Here is a 23,491-nt window from a genome sequence, read left to right as displayed (position 1 = left end):
CGTGCGCATCGCCATCGCTACCGATGCATGGTCGCCGCAGGTGAACGGCGTCGTGCGCACGTTGCAGTCGGTGCGCGCCGAGCTGGAGCGGATGGGGCACCAGGTGATGGTGATCTCGCCGGACCTGTTCCATTCCTTGCCGTGCCCGACCTATCCCGAGATCCGGCTGGCCTTTGCCACCACGGGGGCGGTGGGCCAGCGGCTGGAGGAGTTCAGCCCGCACGCCATCCACCTGGCGACGGAAGGGCCGATCGGCGTTGCCGCGCGCCGCTGGTGCCTGTCGCGCGACTTTCCGTTCACCACCGCCTATCACACGCAATTCCCCGATTATGTCGCCGCGCGCACCGGCGTGAGCCCGGAATGGCCGTGGCGCTACATCCGCTGGTTCCATCAGCCGGCGGAGGGCATCCTCGTCTCGACCGGCTCGATCGCCGAGACGCTGCATGCGCACGGCCTCCCCCAGACCAGGCCGTGGGGCAGGGGGGTGGACCTGTCGCTGTTCGGCGACGTGGCGCCCGACCCCGGCATCCGGGCGCTGCCCGGCCCGGTGCAGCTCTATGTCGGCCGGGTCGCCGTGGAGAAGAACCTGGAGGCGTTCCTCCGCTCGGGGCACCCGGGCACCAAGGTGATCGTCGGCGACGGGCCCGCCCGTGCCGAGCTGGAAGCGCGCTATCCGGACGCGCGCTTCCTCGGTGCCCGTTCGGGCGCGGCGCTGGCGGGCGCCTATGCCGCGGCGGACGTGTTCGTGTTTCCCAGCCGCACCGACACGTTCGGCCTGGTGATGATCGAGGCGCTGGCCAGCGGCACGCCCGTGGCCGCCTATCCGGTGCCCGGCCCGGTGGACGTGCTGGTGCCCGATGTGGGCGCCCTGCACGAGGAGCTGGACCGCGCCATCGCGCTGGCGCTCACCCGCGACCGGGCGACCTGCGCCGCCTATGGCCGCCGTTTCACCTGGGCCGCCAGCGCGCGGCAGTTCCTTTCCGCGCTGGTCCCCGGCTATCCCGAAGAACTTGCCGCCTGACGCGCCAGCCGTGGCGCTTGCCTCCGCGGGCCGCCCGCATTAGATGCAAGAATGTGACAGGCCGCTCCGTGAGGGGCGGCCCTTATTGTTTCTGACGGAGTTTCCGCCCGTGGCCCAAGACAACCGGCAGCCGCTCATGCCCCACGCGACCGCCTCCTGGCTGGTCGACAACACCGCGCTCAGCTTCGAGCAGATCGCCGATTTCTGCGGTTTGCACATCCTGGAAGTGCAGGCGATCGCCGACGACACCGCCGCGACCAAGCTCACCGGCCGCGACCCGATCCGCGCGCACGAGGTGACGCAAGGAGAGATCGACAAGGCGCAGGCCGATCCCGACTATCGCATGCAGATGACCAAGGGCCCGGAGCAGGTCCGCCGCACCAAGGGGCCGCGCTACACGCCGGTGTCGAAGCGGTCGGACAAGCCGGACGGCATCGCCTGGATCATCCGCAACCATCCGGAAATCTCGGACGGCGCGATCAGCAACCTGATCGGCACCACCCGCACGACGATCGCGGCGATCCGCGACAAGAGCCACTGGAACATCGCCAACATCACGCCGAAGGACCCGGTGACGCTGGGCCTCACCACCCAGCGCGAGCTGGACGCGGCGGTCGGCAAGGCGGCCAAGGCGGCCGGCATCGAGGCGCCGGTGGATACGCGCCTGGAAGGCGACCGCGAGGCGCTGATCGCCGAGCTGCGCCAGCAGCGCGAACAGTCCGCGCGCGACCTCGACGCGGTGGAGCAGGGCGAGGCCGCCCGTGCCGAGCCGACGGCGGAGACGCTGTTCAAGCGCTGAAGTCCGTTCGTCGCCCCGGGCTTGTCCCAGGGTGACGACACCGCGCGCTTTCCAGGCACGGTGCTGTTTGGAGCGGCGGATCGTGGCACTGGGCAGGGACGACGCATGCGGGCGAGCATCGCGCCAATGATCGCGTGACACCGGCGCGCAAGTGCCGCTAGCGCTGGCTTCATGGCCACCTTTCCCGCTTTCGCCGCCACCACGCACAAGGGCCTTACCTATCCGTTCGGCGGCGCCGCGCCCGGGACGGGCGAGGTGATGGAGGCCGCGCCGGGAGTCCGCTGGGCGCGGATGCCGGTGCCGGGGCCGCTCGGCCATGTGAATTGCTGGTTGCTCGACGACACGGACGGCGTGGTGCTGGTGGATACCGGCATGAACCTGGCCGATACGCGCGAGGCGTGGAAGGCGATCTTCCGTGGGCCGCTGGCCGGCGTGCGCGTCACGGCGATGCTGGGCACGCACATGCACCCGGACCATATCGGCCTGGCCGGCTGGATGGCGGATCACCACCAGGCGCCGGTGTGGATGACGCGCGGCGAGTGGCTGACGGCACGCATGCTCACCGCCGATGCGCGCGACGGGGTGCCCGGCGAGATGATCGCCTTCTGGCGCGGGGCGGGCTGGGACGATGCGCAGGTCGCGCATGCCAGCGCGCGGGGCTGGTCCGGCTTTCGCCGCATCGTCACGCCGCTGCCGCTCGGCTATCGGCGGCTGACGGACGGCGAGCGGCTGCGCCTCGGCGGGACCGAGTGGCAGGTGGTCACCGGATCGGGCCACAGCCCCGAACATGCCTGCCTGCTGAACGAGGCGGGCGGCGTGCTGATCGCCGGCGACCAGGTGCTGCCGCGCATCAGCCCCAACGTGTCGCTCGGCGTGACCGAGCCGGAGGGCGATCCGCTCGGCGAGTGGCTCGCGTCCATCGCCAGGCTGCGGCAATTGCCGGCCGACCTGCTCGTCCTGCCCGGCCATGGCGACCCGTTCACCGGGCTGCACACGCGCCTCGACGCGATGGATCGCGAGCATCGCGAGCGGCTGGACGAGCTTGCGGTCTTCCTGGCGGAGCCGCGCCGCGCGGTGGACTGTTTCGGCCGCCTGTTCCGCCGCGCGATCGGCCCCGACCTGCTCGGCATGGCGACGGGCGAGGCGCTTGCGCATCTCCGCCGCTTGGAGCTGGAAGGCAGGGCCGTGCGCGACGAGGCGGACGGCGTGTGGTGGTGGCGCGCGGCCTGAGCCTGGGTTATGCTTCCCCGAGACGATCGAGGAGAGCCGCATGTGCGATGAACTGACGGCCGAGGACAATCGGCACCTCTCCCGCCGCGCGTTCGGCATCGGCATGTCGGCGGCCAGCCTTGCGCTGCTGCTGCCGAGCCCCGCGGAGGCGGTGGCGGTGTCCGGCCGGGCGGTGCGCATCCGCACGCCGGACGGCACGGCGGACGCCTTCTTCGTCGCGCCCGCCACCGGCCGGCACCCGGCGGTGCTGATGTGGCCCGACATCATGGGGCTGCGTCCCGCCTTCCAGCAGATGGCGCGCCGGCTGGCCGAATCCGGTTATGCGGTGCTGGTCGTCAACCAGTTCTACCGCTCCACCAGGGCGCCGTTCCTGAAGGCGGGCGAAAGCTTCGACCAGCCCGAGGTTCGCGCGAAGATCGGCCCCTGGCGCGAGGCGCTGACGCCGGAAGCGATCACCCGCGACGCAAACGCCTTTGTCGCCTTCCTCGATGCGCAAAAGGAGGTCGATCCGAAGCGGCCGATGGGCAGCGCGGGCTATTGCATGGGCGGCCCCTTCGTCCTGCGCACCGCCGCCGCGCGCGCGGACCCGCTCCGCGCCGGCGCCTCCTTCCACGGCGCGCAACTGGTCACGGACGCACCCGACAGCCCGCACCGGCTCGCCGCGAAGGTGAAGGGCGGATATCTGTTCGCGATCGCCGCCAATGACGACGGCCGCGCGCCCGGCGACAAGACGGCGCTGCGCGAGGCCTTCGCCGCCGCGGAGGTGCCCGCCGAAATCGAGGTCTATGCGGGCGCGATGCACGGCTGGTGCCCGCCCGACAGCAAGGCCTACAACCAGGCCCAGGCCGAGCGCGCCTGGGGCCGGATGCTCGACTTGTTCCGGCAACAGCTCGCCTGAGGAGACGTTCGATGGCGCTGACCTTCTACACCAACCCCCTGTCGCGCGGCCGCATCGCCCGCTGGATGCTGGAGGAGGTCGGCGCGCCGTACGAGACGGTGGTGCTCGGTTACGACGCGGCGGGCATGAAGGCGCCCGATTACCTGTCGATCAACCCGATGGGCAAGGTGCCGGCGATCGTCCATGACGGGCGCGTGGTGACGGAGGGCGCGGCGATCTGCGCCTATCTCGCCGATGCCTTTCCCGCGGCGAACCTCGCCCCGCCGATGGCCGATCGTGCGGATTATTACCGCTGGCTGTTCTTCGCGGCAGGCCCCGTGGAACAGGCGGTCACCAACAAGTCGCTGGGCTTCACCCCCAACGAGGATCAGGGGCGGCTCGCCGGATACGGCAGCTACGACCGCACCGTGGATACGCTCGAAAAGGCGCTGGCCGGGCGGACATTCGTCGCGGGCGACCGTTTCTCCGCCGCGGACGTCTATGTCGGGGCGCAGGTCGGCTGGGGCCTGCAGTTCGGGACGTTGCCGCAGCGGGAGGCGTTCACCGCTTATTGGGCCGGGCTGGAGACGCGGGAGGCGTACAAGCGCGCCGCGACCATCGACGATGCACTGATCGCGGAGGCTGCGGCCTGACGGCAGGCGCGCGCGCAGGCGGGGTGCAGCGCCGCTGCCTGACGCTCGATCCGCCAGGCCTCGACTGACGGGTCAGCCGCCAGGCTTGCGCCGGGCGAGGTCCGCCAGCACCCGCGCCCGCCACTCGGGAGAGCCGGCGGTCCAGCCGGCGATCTCCGCCACGGTGCGGCGGCACCCCTCACAGAGCCGGTCCGCGCCGATGCGGCAGACGTTGGTGCACGGGCTCTCGATCGCGACCACCGGGACGATCTCGAACCCGTCCTCCTCCTCCACGGGCGCGGCGCTCAGGCGCCGAGCTTGTAGCTCAGGAAGTCCGGGATGGGGCCGTTCCAGCCCTCGTCCGGTCCGTCGCTGCGGAACGAAGACGACGGGGCCGGGACAGGGGCGCGCTCCGCGCGAGCGGGGCGCTCGGCCTGCTCGGGGCGGCGTTCGCGGCGCGGCGCGGCTGGCGCGTCCTCGCTCGCGACAGGAGCCGGCGTCTCGTCCCGGCGCTTGCCCCGGCCCTTGCGCGGCGCCTTCTCTCGCGGCTCGGCGGAGGCGGGGGCGGGGGCAGCCTCGACCTCGGCTTCCGCGCCCCCTTCCCAGCGCGGGATCCTGGTGCCGGTCAGCTTTTCGATATTCTCGATATTCTCGGCATCGTCCGGCGTCATCAGCGTGAAGGCCACGCCCGTCGCACCGCCGCGCCCGGTGCGGCCGATGCGGTGGACGTAGTCGTCCGGATGCCACGGCGCGTCGTAGTTGAAGACGTGGGACACGCCCTTGATGTCCAGCCCGCGCGCGGCGACGTCGGAGGCGACGAGGATGTTGATCTCGCCCGACTTGAAACGGTCCAGCTCGGCCAGCCGCTGCGGCTGTTCCATGTCGCCATGGATCTCGCCCGAGCGGAAGCCGTCGCGCTGCAGGCTCTTGTTGAGCTCGCGCACCGTGGTCTTGCGGTTGGAGAAGATAATGGCGGTGGTCACGTCCTCCGCGCGCAGCAGCCGCTCCAGCGTGGCGCGCTTCTTCTGGCCGGATGTCGGCACCAGCCATTGCGTGATCGACAGGTTGGTCGAAGCCGGACGCGAGACCTCGATGGTCTTCGGGTTGGACAGGAACCGGTCCGCCAGCTTCTTGATCGGCGGCGGCATGGTGGCGGAGAACAGCAGGGTCTGGCGCTGCGCCGGCAGCTTGGTGCAGATTTCCTCGATGTCGGGGATGAACCCCATGTCGAGCATCCGGTCCGCCTCGTCGATCACCAGCAGGTTGCACCCGGTGAGCAGGATCTTGCCCCGCCCGAACAGGTCCATCAGGCGGCCCGGCGTGGCGATCAGCACGTCCACGCCCTTTTCCAGCGCCTTCACCTGGTCGCCCATCTGCACCCCGCCGATCAGCAGGGCGACGGACAGCTTGTGGTTCTTGCCGTACTTCTCGAAATTCTCGGCCACCTGTGCGGCGAGTTCGCGCGTCGGCTCCAGGATCAGCGAGCGCGGCATGCGCGCGCGGCTGCGCCCGTGGGCGAGCACGTCGATCATCGGCAGCACAAAGGCGGCGGTCTTGCCGGTGCCGGTCTGGGCGATACCGATCAGGTCGCGCATCATCAGCACGGACGGGATCGCCGACGCCTGAATCGGCGTCGGCTCGGTATAGCCCGCAGCCGTGACGGCGGACAGGAGTTCGTCGGAAAGGCCGAGATCGGCGAAGGTCATGCAGGTTCCGGAAAAAGGACCAATACGCAAGGTACCGGCCAAGCGCTTCCGCGCTTTCCGGAACTGCCCCGAAAAGTCAAGAAAAGAGGCGGTGCCTTAGCGCCTGGCGACGAGTTTGCGGAACGTGTCGATGCGGCAGCTGCCCCCCGACCGTGCCCGGATCGAATCGCGCCCGGCGCATACCATGCCGTCGGCGGTGGGCTTCAGATAGAAGCCGGAATAGAAATCCATGGGCGAGCAATCGTCGTCCAGCACGGCGCGGAAGCGATCGTCTCCGTCGGCGATCAGGTCGATCGCGTTGCGCCCGGCAAGCGAGGCGCCTTGCAGCCCGTCCACCGGCAGGCATTTCGGCCCCTTCTTCTCCTCCCAGCGGATCGGCGGAGCATCGAGCGGCTGGCGTCCGATCGGCAGGCGGGGGATGCGCACGATGATGCGCTGCTGCACACGAAGCTGCGCCACCGCCAGGTCGGATCGCGATCGTCCGTCCTGGCCGAGCACGGGCGCCGCGGCGAGGAGGAGCGGAAGATAGGCGAGCGAATGCGGCATGGTTTCCTCGCGCGTTACCGCTTCCGGTTGAACAACGCATGAATTACCGCCACTTGGCCGGCATGACTCCTGCCCAATCGCGCCTTGTCGCGGCGGCGCGCGACGCATTCGGGCCGCGCGCGGCCGTGACGGACCCCGACCTGATCGAGCCCTGGCTGCACGACTGGCGCGGCCGTTTCCACGGCGCTGCCCCGGCGATCCTGCAGCCGGCGTCCACCGCCGAAGTGTCGCGGCTGGTCGCGCTGGCGCGGGAGGAGGGAGTGGCGCTGGTGCCGCAAGGGGGCAACAGCTCCATGGTCGGCGGGGCGACGCCGCCTTCGGACGGCTCGGCGCTGATCCTGTCGCTGCGGCGGATGAACGGCGTTCGCGCGATCTCCGCCGCCGACAACCTTGCGGTGGCCGAGGCCGGGGTGATCCTGTCCGACCTGCACGAGGCGGCGGCGACGGTCGGGCGGCGCTTTCCCCTGACGCTGGGCGCGCGGGGGACGGCGACGATCGGCGGGCTGTGCTCCACCAATGCCGGCGGAACGCAGGTGCTGCGCTTCGGCACCATGCGCAGCCTGGTCGCCGGGGTGGAGGCGGTGCTGCCGAACGGGGCGGTGCATGACGGGCTGGCGGCGCTGAAGAAGGACAATCGCGGCTATGACCTCGATCAGCTGCTGATCGGCGCGGAGGGAACGCTGGGCATCATCACGGCGGCGAGCCTGCGCCTGTTCCCTGCGATCGCTGCGCGCGCGGTGGGCTGGCTCGGCCTCGACAGCCCGGAGCAGGCGCTGCGCGTGCTGCGCCGGCTGGAGGCCGACACCGAGGCGATCGAAAGCTTCGAGATCCTGCCGGCAGGGTCGCTGGCCGCGGCGCTCGCCTACCTGCCGGACGCCCGCGCGCCGCTTGCCGGGCAGCACCGCTGGCACGTGCTGGTGGAAGCGGTCTCGACGACGGCGCAAGGGGAGGGCCCCTCCGCGCTCCTCGAACGACTGCTGGAGTCGATGCTGGCGGAGGGCCTGATCAAGGACGCGGCGATCGCCGCCAGCGAGGCGCAGGCGGAGGCGCTGTGGCAGCTGCGCGACGCGTTGTCGGCCGCCGAGCGCGCGCAAGGACCGGCGGCGCAGCACGACATTTCCGTGCCGGTGGCCGCCATGCCGCGGTTCATGCTGGAAGCGGCGGCCGCGTGCGAGGCGCGCTTCCCCGGCACCCACGCCTCCGGCTTCGGCCATCTCGGCGACGGCAACATCCACTTCCACGTCCGCGCCGCGCCCGGCATGTCGGCAGGGCAATGGTACCGCGAGCTCGCGCCGGAGGTGTCCCGCTTCGTTCACGACCTGGTGGTGGCGGCCGGGGGATCGATCTCGGCCGAGCATGGCATCGGCCAGATGAAGCGCGCCGAGCTCGAACGGCTCGCCGCGCCGGGCGACCTTGCGGCCCTGCGCGCGATCAAGGCGGCGTTCGATCCGCACGAGCTGCTGAATCCGGGCAAGCTCGTCACGCTTGCGCCGGCCGGAGCCACAATCTAGGGCGGAAATCCTCATGCGCGGGCGGGGGCCGGCGCGAGATTGCACTGAAACCGGAGAGACCTGATGGCCAGCGCGCCGAATTCGCAACTGCCGCTCTTCTACAACGCGCTGGAGCCGCTTTCGAGCGACGCGCACGCCAACTATCGCCTTCGTCCGCTGGACAAGGCGCCGTTCCTGGCACAGCACCATGCCGTGCCGGTCACGGTGGACGAGTTCAGCCTGGTGCAGCGGCACCTGCCGATCGTCTTCACCGTTGGCGACGATGCGGTGCCGATCGCGCTGATGGGCCTGAACGAGGGCGTGAACACCTTTGTCGATGACGAAGGCGCGCTGATCCAGAACGACCTGTACGTGCCGGCCTATATCCGCCGCTATCCGTTCATGCTCGCGCGGCTGCGGCCGGATGCGCAGGAACTGTCGCTGTGCTTCGACCCGACCTCCGGCGCGATCGGCGCCTTCGAGGAGGGCGAGGCGCTGTTCAACGGCAGCGAGCCGAGCGAGACCACGCGCAACGTGCTGGCGTTCAACGAATCGTTCGAGCAGGCCGGCGCCCGCACCGCCTCGTTCATGCAGGAACTGCGCGAGCTGGACCTGCTGATGGAGGGCGAGGTGACGATCCAGCCGAACGACAGCGACCGCCCGTTCGTTTATCGCGGCTTCCAGATGGTGAACGAGGAAAAGCTGCAGAACCTGCGTGGCGACCAGCTGCGCAAGATCCACCAGTCGGGCCTCCTGCCGCTGGTCTATGCGCACCTGTTCTCGCTGTCGCTGATCCGCGAGGTGTTCGCGCGCCAGGCCGCGCAGGGCAAGATGCCGCTGCCGACGCTCGCGCCGGTCAACTGATCGCGCGAAAGCAACATTTCGACGCACTGTGAGGGCGGCCCTTGAACCCAAGGGCCGCCCTCCTATATTTGGTCTACGCGGCCTTCGTGTCCCCCCCTTTCGCGGAGCCGCGCCGCGCCCTTTCAGGGCGCTCCTCCCTGAACCTCGGCCACCTCGCGCTCCCAGCGCGGGGTGGTTTTTTTATTCGGCGGCCAGCGTGGCGCCGCCGCCCAAGGCCTCGTCGGCCACGGCGCGGATCATCGCGCGCAGCAGCTCGGCGGTGCGCTCCAGCCCCGGGCCGGGTTGCGCCAGCGTTCGGTCGAGATAGAGGCTGCGGTCGAACTCGATCTGCACGGCATGCACGCCGCCGGCCGGCGCTCCGTGGCGATCGAGGATGTGGCCGCCCGCATAGGGCGTGTTGACCGCCGGGCGCAGGCCATGGCCGATCACGGCCGTCTCCAGCCGGTGGACGAAGCGCGCCGCGGCTGCCCGGCCGAACCGATCGCCCAGCACGATCCGTGCAGAGCCCTTGCCGGGCAGCGGCGGCATGGAATGAAGGTCGAGCAGCACCGCCGTGCCGAACCGTGCACGGGCCGCCGAAAGCGCCGCGGCGACCGCCGCATGATAGGGGCGATGGTCCTGGGCGATACGCCGTTCGATCTCGCCCGCCTCCCATTTGCGCCGCCACAGGTCCCCCGTGCCGCTGGCGCGCCGCGGCACCAGCCCCAGGCCCGAGCGCAGCTTCGCCGAGGCGAGCGGCAGCGGGAGCCTGTCGGCGCCGTCGTCCACCGCCGGATCGCGTTCGTTCTCGGCGCGGTTGAGGTCGATCCAGGCGCGCGCATGCTGCTGCACGACGGTGGTTTCCACGCCCCGCGCGGCGAGCGCCAGCACGTCCATGTAGCGATCCTCCAGCGGCAGCAGCGCGGCTTCCGGCACGCGCAGCGCGGCGCGCAGCGGCAGCGGGTAGACGCGCCCCGCATGCGGCACCGACAGCACGACGGGGCTCGCCGCGCCGCCGTCCAGGATCGAGAAGGGCGGGGCACCTGTCATCCGTCGGGAGCCTAGGATGTGCCACGGCAGGCCGCAATCGCCCGCGTCGCTCGCTGGAAAATGTTAAGCGCTTGGCGCATAACCCGGCGCTGACCGAAATGCGGGGCACCATGATTAGAATTCTGCTGGCCGAGGACGACCAGGTCATGCGCGAGTATCTGACCCGCGCGCTGGAACGCTCCGGCTATGCCGTCAGCGCCGTGGACCGCGGCACGGCGGCGATCCCGCTGCTGGAAAGCGAGCATTTCGACCTCCTGCTGACCGACATCGTGATGCCGGAGATGGACGGGATCGAGCTGGCGCAGAAGGCGGCGGACATGGCGCCGGACCTGAAGGTGATGTTCATCACCGGCTTCGCCGCCGTGACGCTGAAGACCGGCAAGCCGATGCCGCAGGCGCGCGTCCTGTCCAAGCCTTTCCACCTGCGCGACCTGGTGATGGAGGTGGATCGCCTGTTCGACACGGAAAGCGTGAGCGGCGGGCTCTGACGGATGCGCTTTCCCTGAAAAGCCGGCTTGCGTCGCCGCGCACGGGCGGCTAAAGGCCCGCTTCCCGTGGGCGTGTAGCTCAGTGGTAGAGCACTGTGTTGACATCGCAGGGGTCGCAAGTTCAATCCTTGCCACGCCCACCATGAAAGCCCGCCAGGTCGCCGACCCGGCGGGCTTTTTGTTGGCCCGCTCCTGGGCGCCCTAAAGGCCGGTGCCGATCACCTGCGCGGCGAAGCGCTCCATTTCCTCGGCCTGCGGGCTCATCTGGAGCAGCAGCAGGTCGAGCCCGGCCGCCTCGTATTCGGCGATCCGCTCGCGCAACTGCTCGGGGGTGCCGACGAGGTTGGGGCGCAGGCCGCGGTTGGAGACGGAATATTCCTGGATCTTCAGCTCGCGCTCCAGCTGCGTGCCCGACAGCCACTGGTCGAAATTGGCATAGCCGGCGGGCAGGTCGGTGACGGTGGTGATCCGCTCCAGCTCGCGCTTCGCCTCCGCCTCGCTGTCGCGCACGATGGCATAGGCGGCCATGCCGTACTGCATGGGGGCGCGCCCTGCTGCTTCCCGCCGCGCGGCCATGTCGGCGATCTTGGGCGCGATCGCGGCGGCGGGGTCGCCGTGCATGACATAGGCGTCGCACTGCGCGGCGATCATCGCCTTGGCCTTCTCGCTTTCCCCGCCGGCATAGACGGTGGGGCGCCTGGCCGGCTTGGGCGCGCAGATCGCGTCTTCCGTGCGATAGAACCGGCCTTCGAAGCTGAAGCGCTCCTCGGTCCACAGGCCGTCCACCACGCGCAGCCACTCCTCGGTGCGGGCATAGCGGTCGTCATGCTGGTCGAATTGCAGGCCGTACTGCTTCGCCTCGTCTGCCCACCAGGAGGACACGACGTTGAGCGCGAGGCGCCCGCCGGCGATGCGGTCGATGTTCGCGGCCGCCTTGGCGAACAAAGCGGGGTGGTGGAAGTTGGGGCGGACGGCCACCATCAGCTCGATCCTCTCCGTCACCGCGGCCAGCGCGGCGGCGGTGGACCAGGCATCCAGCGCGGGCTGCTCCACGCCCTTGATGTCGTTGAGGTTGAGCTCGGCGATCAGCGTCAGGTCGTAGCCGATCTGCTCGGCGCGTTGCGTCAGGCGGCGGGTATAGTCCCAGCTCGCCTCCATGCCCTCGTCCGCGACATTGCGCAGCCAGCCGCCGAACACCGGCGTCCAATATCCGTACCGCATCAGCGCGCCTCCTTCATGACCTGTACCAGATAGTCGACCAGCGGCTCGTGCGGATCCCAGCCGAGCACGTCCAGCGGCCTGGCGACGAAGTTCGACAGGGCGTTGATGTCGTAGAAGCGCGGCACGCCGTCGCGGTCGTCGATCATCACCTCCACGCCGCCGACATCCAGGTCCACCGCACGAGCGATCGCTTCCGCCGCCTCGCGCAGGCCGGCGGGAGGTTCGGCTGAAACCATGGGGATCGGCGCGCCGGGCACCTGGCAGGCGTCGGCCGGGCACAGGTCGAACGTGCCGCCGCCGGCGATGTCGAGCGCGTAGAGGAAGCGCCGGTCGAGTGTCTCGATCCGCGTCACCGTGCCGCGGCGCGCGGGCACATAGTCCTGCACCAGCAGCACGCCGTCGATGCTGGTCGGCAGCGTGCGGTCCGCCACCGCGGCGCGCAGTTCGTCGGTCGAGTCGAACCGGACGATCCCGGCGCCCGAGCCGCCGATATTGGCCTTCACCACCAGCGGGAAGGCGAGGCTGGCCGCCGCCGCCTCGACATCGGCCACACGGTGCACCACCCGGGTGGCGGGAATCGCGAGCCCGAGCCCGGCGATCAGCGACAGCTGCCGCGCCTTGGACGAGTCGATCGCCAGTACCTCCGGCCCGTTGACCACCCGCGCCCCGCCGCGTCGCCAATGGTCCAGGAGGGCGGCGGCGTGGAAGATCGGGTGCTCGTCGTCGCGCAGAAAGCTGGACATGGCGATGCGGTTGAACACCACGCGGGCGGGCGGCGTGCGATCCGCCGGGTCGAAGCTGCCTTCCGGCCTCAGCGCCAGATGTTCGATGCCACGCCGGTCGAGCGCGTCGATCAGCGGCGCGAACCAGGTGGGGTGTTCGTAGAGAAGGGCAAGATCGGTCACGATGGCGGGTTCTCCGGGAAGGCGGCTCGGTGGCATCGGCCCGGCGATAACGCCAGCCGCCTCCCGCTTCAGCAAGGAAAAGCAGAAGTTTCCGCCCCTTGCGTCGCCATGCTGCACGTCCGCCACGGTTATGGACCTGTTGCGCCCGGCCCGGCGTTCTGCCGCGATGGCCGAAGATGAAGAGTTCAGCGCGCGGCGCCAACACCGCGCCGTGCCCAGCGGGCGACTGGCGCGGCTCGGCGGCTTCGGCCGCCTTGCCGGCGGGGTGGCCGGCGGCATGCTGGCGGAGGGCGCGCGTCGGCTGGCGAGCGGCGAGCGCCCGCGCATGGGCGATCTCCTGCTGACCCCCGCCAACGCGACGCGGGTGGCCGACCAATTGTCGCACCTGCGCGGGGCGGCGATGAAGATGGGGCAGATGATTTCGATGGACGCGGGCGACCTGCTGCCGCCCGAGCTGTCCACCATTCTCGCACGCCTGCGCAACCAGGCCTATCGCATGCCGCCGGCGCAGCTCGACCGCTTGTTGCGGGAGGAATGGGGCGCGGACTGGCGGCGGCGCTTTCGCCATTTCGACGCCTCGCCGCTGGCCGCCGCCTCCATCGGCCAGGTGCATCGCGCGACCCTGCCGGACGGGCGCGTGCTGGCGATCAAGGTGCAGTATCCGGGCGTCGCCGAAAGCATCGACGCCGATGTGGACAATGTCGCCACGCTGCTGCGCGTCACCGGCCTGCTGCCCGCCTCGCTCGACCTCAAGCCGCTGCTCGCCGAGGCCAAGCGGCAACTGGCGGAGGAGGCCGATTATCTGCGCGAGGGCGAGCAGATGCGCCTCTATCGCGAGCGGCTGGCAGGCGATCCGCGCTATGTCGTGCCGGTGCTGGAGGAGGCGCTGACCACCCGGCGCGTGCTGGCGATGAGTTATGTCGAGGGGCGACCGGTGGAGGCGCTGGAGCAGGCTTCGCAGGCCGATCGCGACGCCGCGATGGCCGCCTTGCTGACGCTGGTCCTGCGCGAGCTGTTCGAGTTCGGGGTGATGCAGACCGACCCGAACTTCGCCAATTATCGCTGGCAGCCGGAGAGCGGCGCGTTGGTGCTGCTGGATTTCGGCGCCACCCGAACGGTGCCCGCCGATACCGCCGGCGCCTATTGCCGGCTGATCGAGGCGGGGCTGGCGCGCGACCGGAACCGCATTCGCGAGATTGCGGTGGAGACCGACTTCCTCGGCCCGGCGGCGGCCGCGGCGCATCGCGGGGCGGTGGACCGCATCATCGCGTCGATCGACGAGGCGCTGAACCGCCCCGGACCGTTCGACTTCGGCGACCGCGCCTTCGTACCCGTGGTGCGCGAAGAGGCAAAGGCGATGATGGCCGATCGCGACACCTGGCACGTGCCGCATGTCGAAACGCTGTTCGTGCAGCGCAAGGTGAGCGGCACGGCGCTGCTCGCCGCCCGGCTGAAGGCGCGGGTGGACGTGCGCGGGCTTGCCGGCGCGGCCATTGCGGACCATCCCGCGGCATGACCCGCAACCGGTATTATCAGGGGCCGCCGAGCGATCATTTCGACGGCACCCGCTTCTTCAACCCCGGCCAGCCTGCCACCGATCGCGGCCTGCGCGACATGCTGCGCTGGAAGCTGGCGGGCGGCGCGGCGAAATGGCCGAGGTCGGTGCCGGTGACCCCGGCGCGGCCGGAGGCGCGCGTCGCGGGCTTGCGGATCACGATGGTGGGCCATGCCTCCCTGCTGATCCAGGCGGCGGGCGCCAACATCCTGACCGACCCGGTCTGGTCGGATCGCGCCAGCCCGTTCCGCCGTGTCGGGCCCAAGCGGGTGACGGCGCCGGGCATCCGGTTCGAGGACCTGCCGCCGATCGACGCGGTGCTGCTGAGCCATGGCCATTACGACCATCTCGACGTCGCCACCTTGCAGCGGTTGCAGGCACGCGACGCCCCGCTGATCGCGCTGCCGCTGGGCAACGATACGGTCGTGCGGGAGGCGGTACCCGATGCCCGCTGCCTCGTCGGGGACTGGTGGAGCCGCCTGCCGCTGGGGGACGGCTTCGCCACCACGCTGACGCCGGCCTGGCACTGGTCCAATCGCTGGCCGAGCGACGCACGCATGATGTTGTGGGGAGGCCACTATCTGGAGACGCCCGCCGGCTCCGTGTGGTTCGTCGGGGATACCGGCTATGGCGACGGGCAGCTCGCCGGCACGGTGCGCGAGCGCCTGGGCGCGCCCGACACGGCCTTGATCCCGATCGGCGCCTATGAGCCGCGCTGGTTCATGGCGGCGCAGCACGTCGATCCGGAGGAAGCGGTGCGCATGTTCGAGGAGGTGGGCGCCGGCCGCGCGCTCGGCATCCACTGGGGCACGTTCCAGCTGACCGACGAGGCGCGCGACGCACCGGTGGAGGCGCTGGCGGCCGCGCGGGAAGCGGCCGGCATTGCGGCGGAGCGCTTCGTTCCGGCGCAACCGGGCACCGCCTACGACTTTCCCTGACGCCTGCATCCGGATAGGAGCCTGCGCCAGGAGAGACAGACATGACCGATTTCGACTTCGCGCTCGGCGAAAGCGCCGACATGATCCGCGAGAGCACGACCCGTTTCGCCACCGACCGCATCGCGCCGCTGGCCGCGCGCATCGACGCCGAGGACTGGTTCCCCCGCGAGGAGCTGTGGCCGGCCATGGGCGAGCTGGGCCTGCACGGCATCACCGTGGAGGAGGAGTTCGGCGGGCTCGGCCTTGGCTATCTCGAGCATGTCGTCGCGCAGGAGGAGGTTGCACGGGCATCCGCCTCGATCGGCCTGAGCTACGGCGCGCACTCCAACCTGTGCGTCAACCAGATCCGCCGCTGGGGCAATGCCGAGCAGAAGGCGCGGTACCTGCCCAAGCTGATCTCCGGCGAGCATGTCGGCTCGCTGGCGATGTCGGAAGCAGGCGCCGGTTCCGATGTCGTGTCCATGAAGCTGAAGGCCGAGAAGAAGGGCGACCGATACGTCCTCAACGGCACCAAGTTCTGGATCACCAACGCCGCTTATGCCGACACCTTGGTGGTTTACGCCAAGACGGGCGAGGGTAGCCGCGGGATTACCACCTTCCTTGTCGAACGCGGCATGAAGGGCTTCTCCATCGGCCAGAAGATCGACAAGATGGGCATGCGCGGCAGCCCCACGTCCGAGCTGGTGTTCGACGATTGCGAAGTGCCGGAAGAGAACGTCATGGGCCCGCTGAACGGCGGGGTAGGCGTGCTGATGAGCGGTCTCGACTACGAGCGCACGGTGCTGTCGGGCATCCAGCTGGGCATCATGCAGGCCTGCCTGGACGTGGTGTTGCCCTACCTTCGCGAGCGCAAGCAGTTCGGCCAGCCGATCGGCGGATTCCAGCTGATGCAGGCCAAGGTGGCCGACATGTATGTCGCGCTCAACTCCGCGCGCGCTTATGTCTATGCCGTCGCCCGCAACTGCGATGCCGGGCGCACCACGCGCTTCGATGCCGCGGGTGCGATCCTGCTCGCCTCGGAGAACGCCTTCCGCGTGGCGGGCGAGGCGGTGCAGGCGCTGGGCGGCGCGGGCTATACCAGGGACTGGCCGGTGGAGCGCTTCTTGCGCGATGCCAAGCTGCTCGACATCGGCGCGGGCACCAACGAGATCAGGCGCATGCTGATCGGCCGCGAGCTGATCGGCGCGGGCGAGCGGGTGGCGCAGTGAGCGCACCGGTACTGGAAACACGAATCGACCGCGAGGCTGAGCAGTTCCGCGCCAACACCGCGCACAACCTCGCTCTGGCGGAGCGGCTGCGCGACGACGTGGCGCGGGCGGCGCTGGGCGGCAGTGAGGCCTCGCGCGAGCGCCACGCCGCGCGCGGCAAGCTGCTGCCGCGCGACCGGGTGGAGCGATTGCTGGACCCCGGCTCGGCCTTTCTGGAGATCGGCCAGCTCGCCGCCAACGGCCTGTACGGTGACGAGGTGCCCGGCGCCGGCGTGATCGCCGGCATCGGCCGGGTGAGCGGGCGCCAGTGCATGATCGTGTGCAACGATGCGACGGTGAAGGGCGGCACCTATTACCCGCTCACGGTCAAGAAGCACCTGCGCGCGCAGGAGATCGCGCTCGAGAACCTGTTGCCGTGCATCTACCTGGTGGATTCCGGCGGCGCGAACCTGCCGCATCAGGCCGAGGTGTTCCCCGACCGCGAGCATTTCGGCCGCATCTTCTTCAACCAGGCGCAGATGTCGGCCAGGGGCATCGCGCAGATCGCCTGCGTCATGGGCAGCTGCACCGCCGGCGGGGCCTATGTGCCGGCGATGTCCGACGAAACGGTGATCGTGCGCGGGCAGGGCACCATCTTCCTGGCCGGGCCGCCGCTGGTGAAGGCGGCCACCGGCGAGGTCATCAGCGCGGAGGAACTAGGCGGGGCGGAGACGCATGGCCGCCGCTCCGGCGTGGTCGATCACGTCGCGGAGAATGACGAGCATGCGCTGACGATCGTGCGCGACATCGTCTCCACCCTGCCGCCGCAGCGCGCGCCCGGGGTGAACCTGCGCACGCCGGTGCCGCCGCGCTACGATGCGGCGGAGCTGTACGGCCTGATCCCGCAGGACGTGCGCGCGCCGTACGACGTGCACGAAGTGATCGCGCGGCTGGTGGACGGGTCCGAGTTCCACGAGTTCAAGCCGCTGTACGGCGCGTCGCTGGTGTGCGGCTTTGCCCATCTCGGCGGCATGCCGGTGGCGGTGCTGGCCAATAACGGCGTGCTGTTTTCGGAATCCGCGCAGAAGGGCGCGCATTTCATCGAGCTGGCGTGCCAGCGGCAGGTGCCGCTGCTGTTTCTCCAGAACATCTCCGGCTTCATGGTCGGCGGCAAATACGAGGCGGAGGGCATCGCCAAGCACGGCGCCAAGCTGGTAACGGCGGTGGCGACGGCCAGCGTGCCCAAGATCACCGTGCTGATCGGCGGCAGCTTCGGCGCCGGCAATTACGGCATGTGCGGGCGCGCCTATGACCCGCGCTTCCTGTTCACCTGGCCCAATGCCCGCATCAGCGTGATGGGCGGGGAACAGGCCGCCTCCGTGCTGGCGACGGTGCACCGCGACGCCGCGACGTGGACCGCGCAGGAGGCCGAGGCGTTCAAGGCGCCCGTCCGGCAACGCTACGAGGACGAGGGCAATCCCTGGTACGCCACCGCCCGTTTGTGGGATGACGGCGTCATCGATCCCGCGCAGACCCGCGACGTGCTGACGCTGGCGCTGACGGCGGCGCTCAACGCTCCCATTCCCGAGCGCCCTGCGTTCGGCGTGTTCCGGATGTAGGCCGCCATGATCCAGTCCCTCCTGATCGCCAACCGGGGCGAGATCGCCTGCCGCATCATCCGCACCGCGCGCGCGCTGGGCGTGCGCACGGTGGCCGTCTATTCCGATGCGGACGCCGATGCGCTGCATGTGCGCGAGGCGGACGAAGCGGTGCCCATCGGCCCGGCCGCGGCGCGCGACAGCTACCTGCGCGGCGACCGCCTCATCGCCGCCGCGCGAGAGAGCGGGGCGGAGGCGATCCATCCCGGCTATGGCTTCCTGTCTGAAAACGCCGACTTTGCCGAGGCGGTGATCGCCGCCGGCCTGGTGTGGGTCGGGCCGCGGCCGGACAGCATCCGCGCGATGGGCCTGAAGGACGCCGCCAAGGCGCGCATGATCGAGGCAGGCGTGCCGGTGACGCCGGGCTACCTCGGCGGGGACCAGCGACCCGAACACCTGGGCGAGGAGGCCGACCGCATCGGCTATCCCGTGCTCATCAAGGCCGTGGCGGGCGGCGGCGGCAAGGGCATGCGCCGCGTCGATGCCGCCGCCGACTTTGCCGACGCGCTCGCCAGCTGCCAGCGCGAGGCGGCCGCCTCGTTCGGCGACGATCGCGTGCTGATCGAGAAGTACGTGCTCGCCCCGCGCCACATCGAGGTGCAGGTGTTCGGCGACACGCACGGCAACGTGGTGCACCTGTTCGAGCGCGATTGCTCGCTCCAGCGCCGGCACCAGAAGGTGATCGAGGAAGCGCCGGCGCCCGGCATGGACGAGGACACGCGCGCCTCGCTCTGCGCCGCGGCGGTGCGCGCGGCACAGGCGGTGGACTATGTCGGCGCCGGCACGATCGAGTTCATCGCCGATGCCAGCGAGGGCCTGCGCGCCGACCGCATCTGGTTCATGGAAATGAACACCCGATTGCAGGTCGAGCACCCGGTAACCGAGGAGATCACCGGCGTCGATCTGGTGGAATGGCAGTTGCGGGTGGCCAGCGGCGAGCCGCTGCCGCTGCGCCAGGAGGCGCTGCGCATTTCCGGCCATGCGATTGAGGCGCGGCTTTATGCCGAGGATCCCGCGCGCGGTTTCCTGCCGTCCACCGGTACGCTGGAGGCGTTCGACCTGGGCGACACGGCACGGATCGAAACCGGGGTGACGGAGGGCGATGCGATCTCGCCCTTCTACGACCCGATGATCGCCAAGCTGGTGACCAGGGGGGCGACCCGCGAGCAGGCGCGGCGTGCGCTGATGAACACGCTGGAGGGGGCGGTGGTGTGGCCGGTGAAGAGCAATGCCGGCTTTCTGGTCAAGGCGCTGGCGCACCCCGACTTCGTTGCCGCCCGGCTCGATACCGGGCTGATCGCGCGCGAAGGCGAAGCGCTGCTGCCACCCGCCTTGCCGTCCCGGCAGGCGCTGGCGGATGCCGCCGCCAGCCTTGTCTCGCCCGGGCCGCTGCCCGGTTTCCGCCTGAACGCGGCGCCGCGTCTCACCGCGCGCTTCCTGGTGGGCGGCGAGCCCGCCGAGATCGACTGGTCGGAAGGCGAGGGCGAACTGGTGGAGCAGGACGATGTGCTGCTTGCCGAGGACGGCCAGACCTGGCGGGTCGAGCGGTTCCGCGCCTCGGCGGCGGCGGGCGCGAGTGCCGGTGACGGCGCGATCCTGGCGCCGATGCCGGGGCGCATCCTGTCCGTGGAGGTTGCCGCGGGTGATCGGGTGGCCAAGGGCCAACGCTTGCTGACACTGGAAGCGATGAAGATGGAACATGGATTGGTCGCGCCGTTCGACGGCATTGTCGCCGAGCTTTCGGCGAGCACCGGCGCGCAGGTGCAGGTGGATGCGCTGCTTGCCCGCATCGAACGGGCGGACGCCTGATGGCCGGCCGCTTCTATGACGAATGGACGGTGGGCGATCACCTCGTCCACGAGATCCGGCGAACGGTGACCGAGACCGATAACCTGCTGTTCTCCACCATGACGCACAACCCGCAGCCCTTGCACCTGGATGCGGAGGCGGCACGGGCCAGCGAGTTCGGCCGCATCCTCGTCAACGGCACCTTCACGTTCGCGTTGATGGTCGGCCTGTCGGTGGGCGATACGACGCTGGGCACGCTGGTGGCGAACCTCGGCTATGACGCGCTGGTGATGCCGAGCCCGGTGTTCCTCGGCGACACGCTGCGCGCGGAAACCACCGTGGAGGCGCTGAAGGACAGCCGCTCGCGCCCCAATGCGGGCATCGTCACCTTTGCCCACCGCATGCTCAACCAGCGCGACGAGATCGTCTGCCGCTGCCTGCGCAGCGCGCTGCTGCTGCGGCGGCCGGCATGAGGCTGCGCTCGCTGCTGTTCGTACCGGCCGACCGTCCGGAGCGCTTCGCCAAGGCGGCGGCGAGCGGGGCGGACGCGATCATCCTCGACCTGGAGGACTCGGTGGTCCCCGCCCGCAAGGACGAGGCGCGCGCGGCGGTGGCCGAGTTCCTGCGCGAGCCCGCCTCCGTGGTTCGGCTGGTGCGGATCAACCCGCTGGGCGCTGGCTGTCTTCCCGCCGATCTCGCCGCGGGCAGGGGCGCGGACGCGCTGATGCTGCCCAAGGCGGAAGGGGCGAGCGATGTCGACGCATTGCGCGCCGCCTGGGGGGAGGGCTGCCCCCCGATCCTGCCGATCGCCACCGAGACGCCGGCCGCGATCTTCGCGCTCGGCGGCTATGGGTCGGTGGCGGCGCAGCTGTGCGGGCTCACCTGGGGCGCGGAAGACCTGCCCGCCGCGATCGGCGCCACCACCTCGCGCGAGGCGGACGGGCGGTACACGCCGCCGTACGAGACCGTGCGGTCGCTGGCCCTGTTCGCCGCCCATGCGGCGGGCGTGGCCGCGATCGAGACGGTGTTCCCGGCAATCGCCGACGACGAGGCGCTGGCGGCCTATGCGGCGCGCGGCGCGCGGGACGGGTTCACCGGCATGATGGCGATCCACCCGCGTCAGGTGCCGATCATCAACGCGGCTTTCACGCCCTCTGCCGAGGCGGTCGCCGCGGCGCAGCGGATCGTGGACGCCTTTGCCGCCGCGCCCGAGGCGGGCGCGTTGCAGGTCGATGGCCGCATGGTCGATGCGCCGCACCTGCGCCAGGCACGATCCCTGCTCGATCGCGCCCGAACCGCATGATCCATCTTTCCCGGGCGCCGGCGATAACCGGCGCCGCCCTGTTCTTCGCGGCGCCCGCGCAGGCGCAATCCGAACCGGCATCCGGCGACATCACGGTCACCGCGCAGCGCCGCGAGGAGGAGGCGAGCCGCGTGCCGATCGCGATCACGGTGCTGGGCGGCGAGCAGATCGAGGACGAGGCGATCGCCAATCTCGATCGCCTCGGCACGAAAGTGCCCAACCTCTATCTCGCGCGCAATTTCGGCACGAGTTCGGGCGCGCTCGTCTTCCTGCGCGGGGTGGGCGAGGGAGATTCGATCTTCACCAACGATCCCCCGGTCGGCATCTATGTCGACGACGTCCTTCTCCCCCGGTCCACGGGGGCGTTGCTGGACCTGATCGACATCGAGCGGATCGAAGTGCTGCGCGGGCCGCAGGGCACGCTGTATGGCCGCAACACCAGCGGCGGGGCGTTGCGGGTGCTTACCCGGCGGCCCGATACCACCCGCACCGGCGGCGCGGCCGACCTGACGCTTGGCAGCTACGGCCGCTTCGACGTGCGCGGGACGGTGAACCTGCCGGTCACCCCGACGATGGCGGTGCGCCTGTCGGGCATCTCCCGCGTGCAGCGCGGCTGGGGGCGCAACCTCGTGGATGGCGACCGGATCAACGGCCAGCAGGTGCAGGGCGGGCGCGCCTCCCTGTTGTGGAAGCCGGGCGCCCGCGTGACGGTGTTCGCCACCGCCGACCTGACGATCGACCGCTCCGGCCCCCGCTTTCCGCAGCGTTTCGCCGCCGATCCCGCGCGGCCGGGTCGCCTGCTGCCGGCCTTCGTCGCGCCCGATGGCGACCTCGACAACTTCCTGTCGGCGGACACGCGGCCGCTGGGGGACACGGATACGGGCGGCGCGTCCCTGCGGGTCGACCTCGATCTGGGCGGCGCGACCTTGTCGTCGATCACCGGCTACCGCGCGCTGCGCTCCCGCATCGGCTTCGACCAGACCGCCACCCCGCCCGGCGAGGGCAACGTGATCCTGTTGCAGGATCAGCGGCAGCACAGCACCAGCCAGGAGGTGCAACTCACCGGCACCGCATGGGACGGTGCGGTGGATCTGCTCGCCGGGCTTTATTATTCCGGCGAGCACAACGATCAGTTGACGGCGTTGAGTTCCGCCGTGCCGGCCGGTTCCGCCGGCGCGCGCTTCCGCACCGACGACTTCTTCGTGGCGCCCTCGCGAGGGGCGGGCACGAGCGGCAACTGGTCGCCCTACGAGCCGCGCCTCGATACCGACAGCTATTCGGCCTATGGTTCCGCCACCGGGCATCTCGGCGCCCGCGCCACCCTGACGGCGGGGTTGCGCTTCACCGACGAGCGCAAGCGCTACGATGTGCGCTTCCTCACCGCTCCCGGAACGGTGCTGGTCCTGCCCGATGGCAGGCCAGCCCGGCGCACGCTCGCGCGCCGCTGGACGGACGTGTCGCCCCGCCTCGCGGCCGATTACCTGGTGCAGGGCACGGGCTGGCAGGCGACCGCCTACGCCTCGCTGGCGAAGGGCTTTCGGAGCGGCAGCTTCGACGGGCGCGCGCGCAACATCGATTTCGTGCTGAACCGGCAGGACGCGATCGCGCCGGAAAAGGTGTGGAGCCGCGAAGTGGGCGTGAAATCCCGCCTGTTCGATCGGCGCCTGACGCTGAACATCGACTATTTCGTCAACAGCTACACCGACATCGCCTTTTCCGCCGCGCGCGCGAACACCATCCCGCCCGACATCTTCCGCCAGAATGTCGGCGATGCGCGGATCTCGGGGCTGGAGGCGGACTGGTCGTTTCGGGTGCTGCCGGGGCTGGAGCTTGGCGGCTGGGCAGCGACGCTAGCTGATCGGTTCACCCGGCTGGCGGCGAGCCCCGGCTGTACCGCGTTCGTGGCGGACGAGCGACAGCTCGACCTGCGCTTCACGCCGGCGTTCCGCTACCAGCTGAACGCCAGCCTCGTCCGACCGCTCGGCAAGGGGCAATTGCGTCTTGGTGGAGAGTATAGCGGCTCCTCCCCCTACGACATCGCCCTGTGCAACGAGCCGCAGCACCGCGTCGACAATGCGGAAAGCGCCAATGCACGGATCGGCTATGAGCTGGGCGACTGGGCGGTCATCCTGTCCGCCACCAACCTCACCGATCGACGCTACAACAGCGGCAGCGTCGGCTCGATCGGCTATCCGGTCGCGCCGCGCGAGGTGCAGGTGCAGGTGCGCCGCCGCTTCTGAGCCCTTCTGTAACG

General features: G+C 70.3%; 22 protein-coding genes and 1 tRNA gene. 17 read left to right on the top strand and 6 right to left on the bottom strand.

The annotated features are described in order from the left end of the window. Position 1 precedes the first annotated feature (1 nt). The 5 genes from DVW87_RS04345 to DVW87_RS04325 all read left to right on the top strand — a co-directional run bounded on the left by DVW87_RS04345 (position 2) and on the right by DVW87_RS04325 (position 4,580). On the top strand, positions 2 to 1,021 hold the full coding sequence (locus DVW87_RS04345; RefSeq protein WP_114686487.1) for a glycosyltransferase family 4 protein: 1,020 nt from the start codon (positions 2 to 4) through the stop codon (positions 1,019 to 1,021). A 136-nt stretch (positions 1,022 to 1,157) separates the two neighbouring features. Continuing rightward, on the top strand, positions 1,158 to 1,820 hold the full coding sequence (locus DVW87_RS04340; protein WP_114686486.1) for a DUF1013 domain-containing protein: 663 nt from the start codon (positions 1,158 to 1,160) through the stop codon (positions 1,818 to 1,820). Positions 1,821 to 1,991: 171 nt separating this feature from the next. Then, positions 1,992 to 3,050 carry an MBL fold metallo-hydrolase gene (locus DVW87_RS04335; RefSeq protein WP_114686485.1) on the top strand — a complete coding sequence of 353 codons (1,059 nt, stop codon included), beginning with the start codon at positions 1,992 to 1,994 and terminating at the stop codon, positions 3,048 to 3,050. 40 nt (positions 3,051 to 3,090) lie between these two features. Further along, positions 3,091 to 3,948 (top strand): dienelactone hydrolase family protein, encoded by an 858-nt coding sequence (locus tag DVW87_RS04330; RefSeq protein ID WP_114686484.1) that lies wholly within the window; start codon positions 3,091 to 3,093, stop codon positions 3,946 to 3,948. Between the two features lie 11 nt (positions 3,949 to 3,959). Then, entirely contained in the window at positions 3,960 to 4,580 is a 621-nt protein-coding gene (locus DVW87_RS04325; RefSeq protein ID WP_114686483.1) for a glutathione S-transferase family protein, read from the top strand. Between the two features lie 72 nt (positions 4,581 to 4,652). Here DVW87_RS04325 and DVW87_RS04320 read toward each other — a convergent pair whose 3' ends face one another. From DVW87_RS04320 to DVW87_RS04310, 3 genes are all read right to left on the bottom strand, one after another. After that, a complete protein-coding gene (locus DVW87_RS04320) occupies positions 4,653 to 4,853 on the bottom strand; it encodes a DUF1289 domain-containing protein (protein ID WP_239017745.1) in 201 nt (66 codons plus the stop codon). Between the two features lie 11 nt (positions 4,854 to 4,864). Next, the gene (locus DVW87_RS04315; RefSeq protein ID WP_114686482.1) at positions 4,865 to 6,265 is read right to left on the bottom strand and encodes a DEAD/DEAH box helicase; all 1,401 of its coding nucleotides are present in this window, start codon (positions 6,263 to 6,265) and stop codon (positions 4,865 to 4,867) included. A 96-nt stretch (positions 6,266 to 6,361) separates the two neighbouring features. After that, positions 6,362 to 6,811, bottom strand: a complete 450-nt coding sequence (locus DVW87_RS04310) for a hypothetical protein (protein WP_114686481.1) — start codon at positions 6,809 to 6,811, stop codon at positions 6,362 to 6,364. Positions 6,812 to 6,873: 62 nt separating this feature from the next. Here DVW87_RS04310 and DVW87_RS04305 point away from each other — a divergent pair, with 62 nt between their 5' ends. Beyond that, positions 6,874 to 8,322, top strand: a complete 1,449-nt coding sequence (locus DVW87_RS04305; RefSeq protein ID WP_114687065.1) for an FAD-binding oxidoreductase — start codon at positions 6,874 to 6,876, stop codon at positions 8,320 to 8,322. Positions 8,323 to 8,385: 63 nt separating this feature from the next. Next, positions 8,386 to 9,165 carry a SapC family protein gene (locus tag DVW87_RS04300; RefSeq protein WP_114686480.1) on the top strand — a complete coding sequence of 260 codons (780 nt, stop codon included), beginning with the start codon at positions 8,386 to 8,388 and terminating at the stop codon, positions 9,163 to 9,165. Between the two features lie 180 nt (positions 9,166 to 9,345). Here DVW87_RS04300 and DVW87_RS04295 read toward each other — a convergent pair whose 3' ends face one another. Then, positions 9,346 to 10,194, bottom strand: coding sequence for an N-formylglutamate amidohydrolase (locus tag DVW87_RS04295; RefSeq protein WP_114686479.1), 849 nt, complete (start codon positions 10,192 to 10,194; stop codon positions 9,346 to 9,348). 110 nt (positions 10,195 to 10,304) lie between these two features. Between DVW87_RS04295 and cpdR the strand changes: the two genes are divergently transcribed. Both cpdR and DVW87_RS04285 read left to right on the top strand, forming a co-directional pair. After that, positions 10,305 to 10,682 carry a cell cycle two-component system response regulator CpdR gene (gene cpdR, locus DVW87_RS04290; protein ID WP_114687064.1) on the top strand — a complete coding sequence of 126 codons (378 nt, stop codon included), beginning with the start codon at positions 10,305 to 10,307 and terminating at the stop codon, positions 10,680 to 10,682. 68 nt (positions 10,683 to 10,750) lie between these two features. Then, positions 10,751 to 10,825: transfer RNA gene (locus DVW87_RS04285), tRNA-Val, on the top strand. Between the two features lie 58 nt (positions 10,826 to 10,883). Here DVW87_RS04285 and DVW87_RS04280 read toward each other — a convergent pair. Both DVW87_RS04280 and DVW87_RS04275 read right to left on the bottom strand, forming a co-directional pair. Next, positions 10,884 to 11,903, bottom strand: coding sequence for an LLM class flavin-dependent oxidoreductase (locus DVW87_RS04280; RefSeq protein WP_114686478.1), 1,020 nt, complete (start codon positions 11,901 to 11,903; stop codon positions 10,884 to 10,886). Further along, positions 11,903 to 12,808: an ATP-grasp domain-containing protein gene (locus DVW87_RS04275; RefSeq protein ID WP_114686477.1), complete on the bottom strand. Its 906-nt coding sequence runs from the start codon at positions 12,806 to 12,808 to the stop codon at positions 11,903 to 11,905. The genes DVW87_RS04280 and DVW87_RS04275 overlap by 1 nt, the downstream gene beginning before the upstream one ends. Positions 12,809 to 12,974: 166 nt before the next feature. Between DVW87_RS04275 and DVW87_RS04270 the strand changes: the two genes are divergently transcribed. The 8 genes from DVW87_RS04270 to DVW87_RS04235 are packed head-to-tail and all read left to right on the top strand — an operon-like array spanning position 12,975 to position 23,477. Next, positions 12,975 to 14,324 carry an ABC1 kinase family protein gene (locus DVW87_RS04270; protein ID WP_114687063.1) on the top strand — a complete coding sequence of 450 codons (1,350 nt, stop codon included), beginning with the start codon at positions 12,975 to 12,977 and terminating at the stop codon, positions 14,322 to 14,324. Next, positions 14,321 to 15,301 (top strand): MBL fold metallo-hydrolase, encoded by a 981-nt coding sequence (locus DVW87_RS04265; protein WP_114686476.1) that lies wholly within the window; start codon positions 14,321 to 14,323, stop codon positions 15,299 to 15,301. The genes DVW87_RS04270 and DVW87_RS04265 overlap by 4 nt, the downstream gene beginning before the upstream one ends. Positions 15,302 to 15,342: 41 nt before the next feature. Further along, positions 15,343 to 16,509 carry an isovaleryl-CoA dehydrogenase gene (locus DVW87_RS04260; RefSeq protein ID WP_114686475.1) on the top strand — a complete coding sequence of 389 codons (1,167 nt, stop codon included), beginning with the start codon at positions 15,343 to 15,345 and terminating at the stop codon, positions 16,507 to 16,509. Continuing rightward, on the top strand, positions 16,506 to 18,107 hold the full coding sequence (locus DVW87_RS04255; protein ID WP_114686474.1) for a carboxyl transferase domain-containing protein: 1,602 nt from the start codon (positions 16,506 to 16,508) through the stop codon (positions 18,105 to 18,107). Before DVW87_RS04260 ends, DVW87_RS04255 begins: the two co-directional genes overlap by 4 nt. Positions 18,108 to 18,113: 6 nt before the next feature. Further along, the gene (locus DVW87_RS04250; protein ID WP_114686473.1) at positions 18,114 to 19,955 is read left to right on the top strand and encodes an acetyl/propionyl/methylcrotonyl-CoA carboxylase subunit alpha; all 1,842 of its coding nucleotides are present in this window, start codon (positions 18,114 to 18,116) and stop codon (positions 19,953 to 19,955) included. Further along, positions 19,955 to 20,407 (top strand): MaoC family dehydratase, encoded by a 453-nt coding sequence (locus DVW87_RS04245; RefSeq protein WP_114686472.1) that lies wholly within the window; start codon positions 19,955 to 19,957, stop codon positions 20,405 to 20,407. The genes DVW87_RS04250 and DVW87_RS04245 overlap by 1 nt, the downstream gene beginning before the upstream one ends. Beyond that, positions 20,404 to 21,237 carry an HpcH/HpaI aldolase/citrate lyase family protein gene (locus DVW87_RS04240; RefSeq protein WP_114686471.1) on the top strand — a complete coding sequence of 278 codons (834 nt, stop codon included), beginning with the start codon at positions 20,404 to 20,406 and terminating at the stop codon, positions 21,235 to 21,237. The genes DVW87_RS04245 and DVW87_RS04240 overlap by 4 nt, the downstream gene beginning before the upstream one ends. After that, positions 21,234 to 23,477 carry a TonB-dependent receptor gene (locus DVW87_RS04235; RefSeq protein ID WP_114686470.1) on the top strand — a complete coding sequence of 748 codons (2,244 nt, stop codon included), beginning with the start codon at positions 21,234 to 21,236 and terminating at the stop codon, positions 23,475 to 23,477. The genes DVW87_RS04240 and DVW87_RS04235 overlap by 4 nt, the downstream gene beginning before the upstream one ends. Positions 23,478 to 23,491 lie beyond the last annotated feature (14 nt).

It is taken from the genome of Sphingomonas aracearum (assembly GCF_003345355.1).
Taxonomy (GTDB): Bacteria; Pseudomonadota; Alphaproteobacteria; order Sphingomonadales; family Sphingomonadaceae; genus Sphingomonas; species Sphingomonas aracearum.
Note: the sequence above shows the minus strand (reverse complement) of the source record. Positions and strands in the feature narration are given on the sequence as shown.

Bases quoted from the DNA above. Each gene is read 5' to 3' on its own strand.
- DVW87_RS04280 (WP_114686478.1), bottom strand. From the start codon at position 11,903: ATGCGGTACGGATATTGGACGCCGGTGTTCGGCGGCTGGCTGCGCAAT.
- DVW87_RS04340 (WP_114686486.1), top strand. From the start codon at position 1,158: ATGCCCCACGCGACCGCCTCCTGGCTGGTCGACAACACCGCGCTCAGC.
- DVW87_RS04295 (WP_114686479.1), bottom strand. From the start codon at position 10,194: ATGACAGGTGCCCCGCCCTTCTCGATCCTGGACGGCGGCGCGGCGAGC.
- DVW87_RS04250 (WP_114686473.1), top strand. From the start codon at position 18,114: ATGATCCAGTCCCTCCTGATCGCCAACCGGGGCGAGATCGCCTGCCGC.
- DVW87_RS04300 (WP_114686480.1), top strand. From the start codon at position 8,386: ATGGCCAGCGCGCCGAATTCGCAACTGCCGCTCTTCTACAACGCGCTG.
- DVW87_RS04270 (WP_114687063.1), top strand. From the start codon at position 12,975: ATGGCCGAAGATGAAGAGTTCAGCGCGCGGCGCCAACACCGCGCCGTG.
- DVW87_RS04260 (WP_114686475.1), top strand. From the start codon at position 15,343: ATGACCGATTTCGACTTCGCGCTCGGCGAAAGCGCCGACATGATCCGC.
- DVW87_RS04235 (WP_114686470.1), top strand. From the start codon at position 21,234: ATGATCCATCTTTCCCGGGCGCCGGCGATAACCGGCGCCGCCCTGTTC.
- DVW87_RS04265 (WP_114686476.1), top strand. From the start codon at position 14,321: ATGACCCGCAACCGGTATTATCAGGGGCCGCCGAGCGATCATTTCGAC.
- DVW87_RS04335 (WP_114686485.1), top strand. From the start codon at position 1,992: ATGGCCACCTTTCCCGCTTTCGCCGCCACCACGCACAAGGGCCTTACC.
- DVW87_RS04245 (WP_114686472.1), top strand. From the start codon at position 19,955: ATGGCCGGCCGCTTCTATGACGAATGGACGGTGGGCGATCACCTCGTC.
- DVW87_RS04305 (WP_114687065.1), top strand. From the start codon at position 6,874: ATGACTCCTGCCCAATCGCGCCTTGTCGCGGCGGCGCGCGACGCATTC.
- DVW87_RS04315 (WP_114686482.1), bottom strand. From the start codon at position 6,265: ATGACCTTCGCCGATCTCGGCCTTTCCGACGAACTCCTGTCCGCCGTC.
- DVW87_RS04240 (WP_114686471.1), top strand. From the start codon at position 20,404: ATGAGGCTGCGCTCGCTGCTGTTCGTACCGGCCGACCGTCCGGAGCGC.
- cpdR (WP_114687064.1), top strand. From the start codon at position 10,305: ATGATTAGAATTCTGCTGGCCGAGGACGACCAGGTCATGCGCGAGTAT.
- DVW87_RS04310 (WP_114686481.1), bottom strand. From the start codon at position 6,811: ATGCCGCATTCGCTCGCCTATCTTCCGCTCCTCCTCGCCGCGGCGCCC.
- DVW87_RS04325 (WP_114686483.1), top strand. From the start codon at position 3,960: ATGGCGCTGACCTTCTACACCAACCCCCTGTCGCGCGGCCGCATCGCC.
- DVW87_RS04330 (WP_114686484.1), top strand. From the start codon at position 3,091: ATGTGCGATGAACTGACGGCCGAGGACAATCGGCACCTCTCCCGCCGC.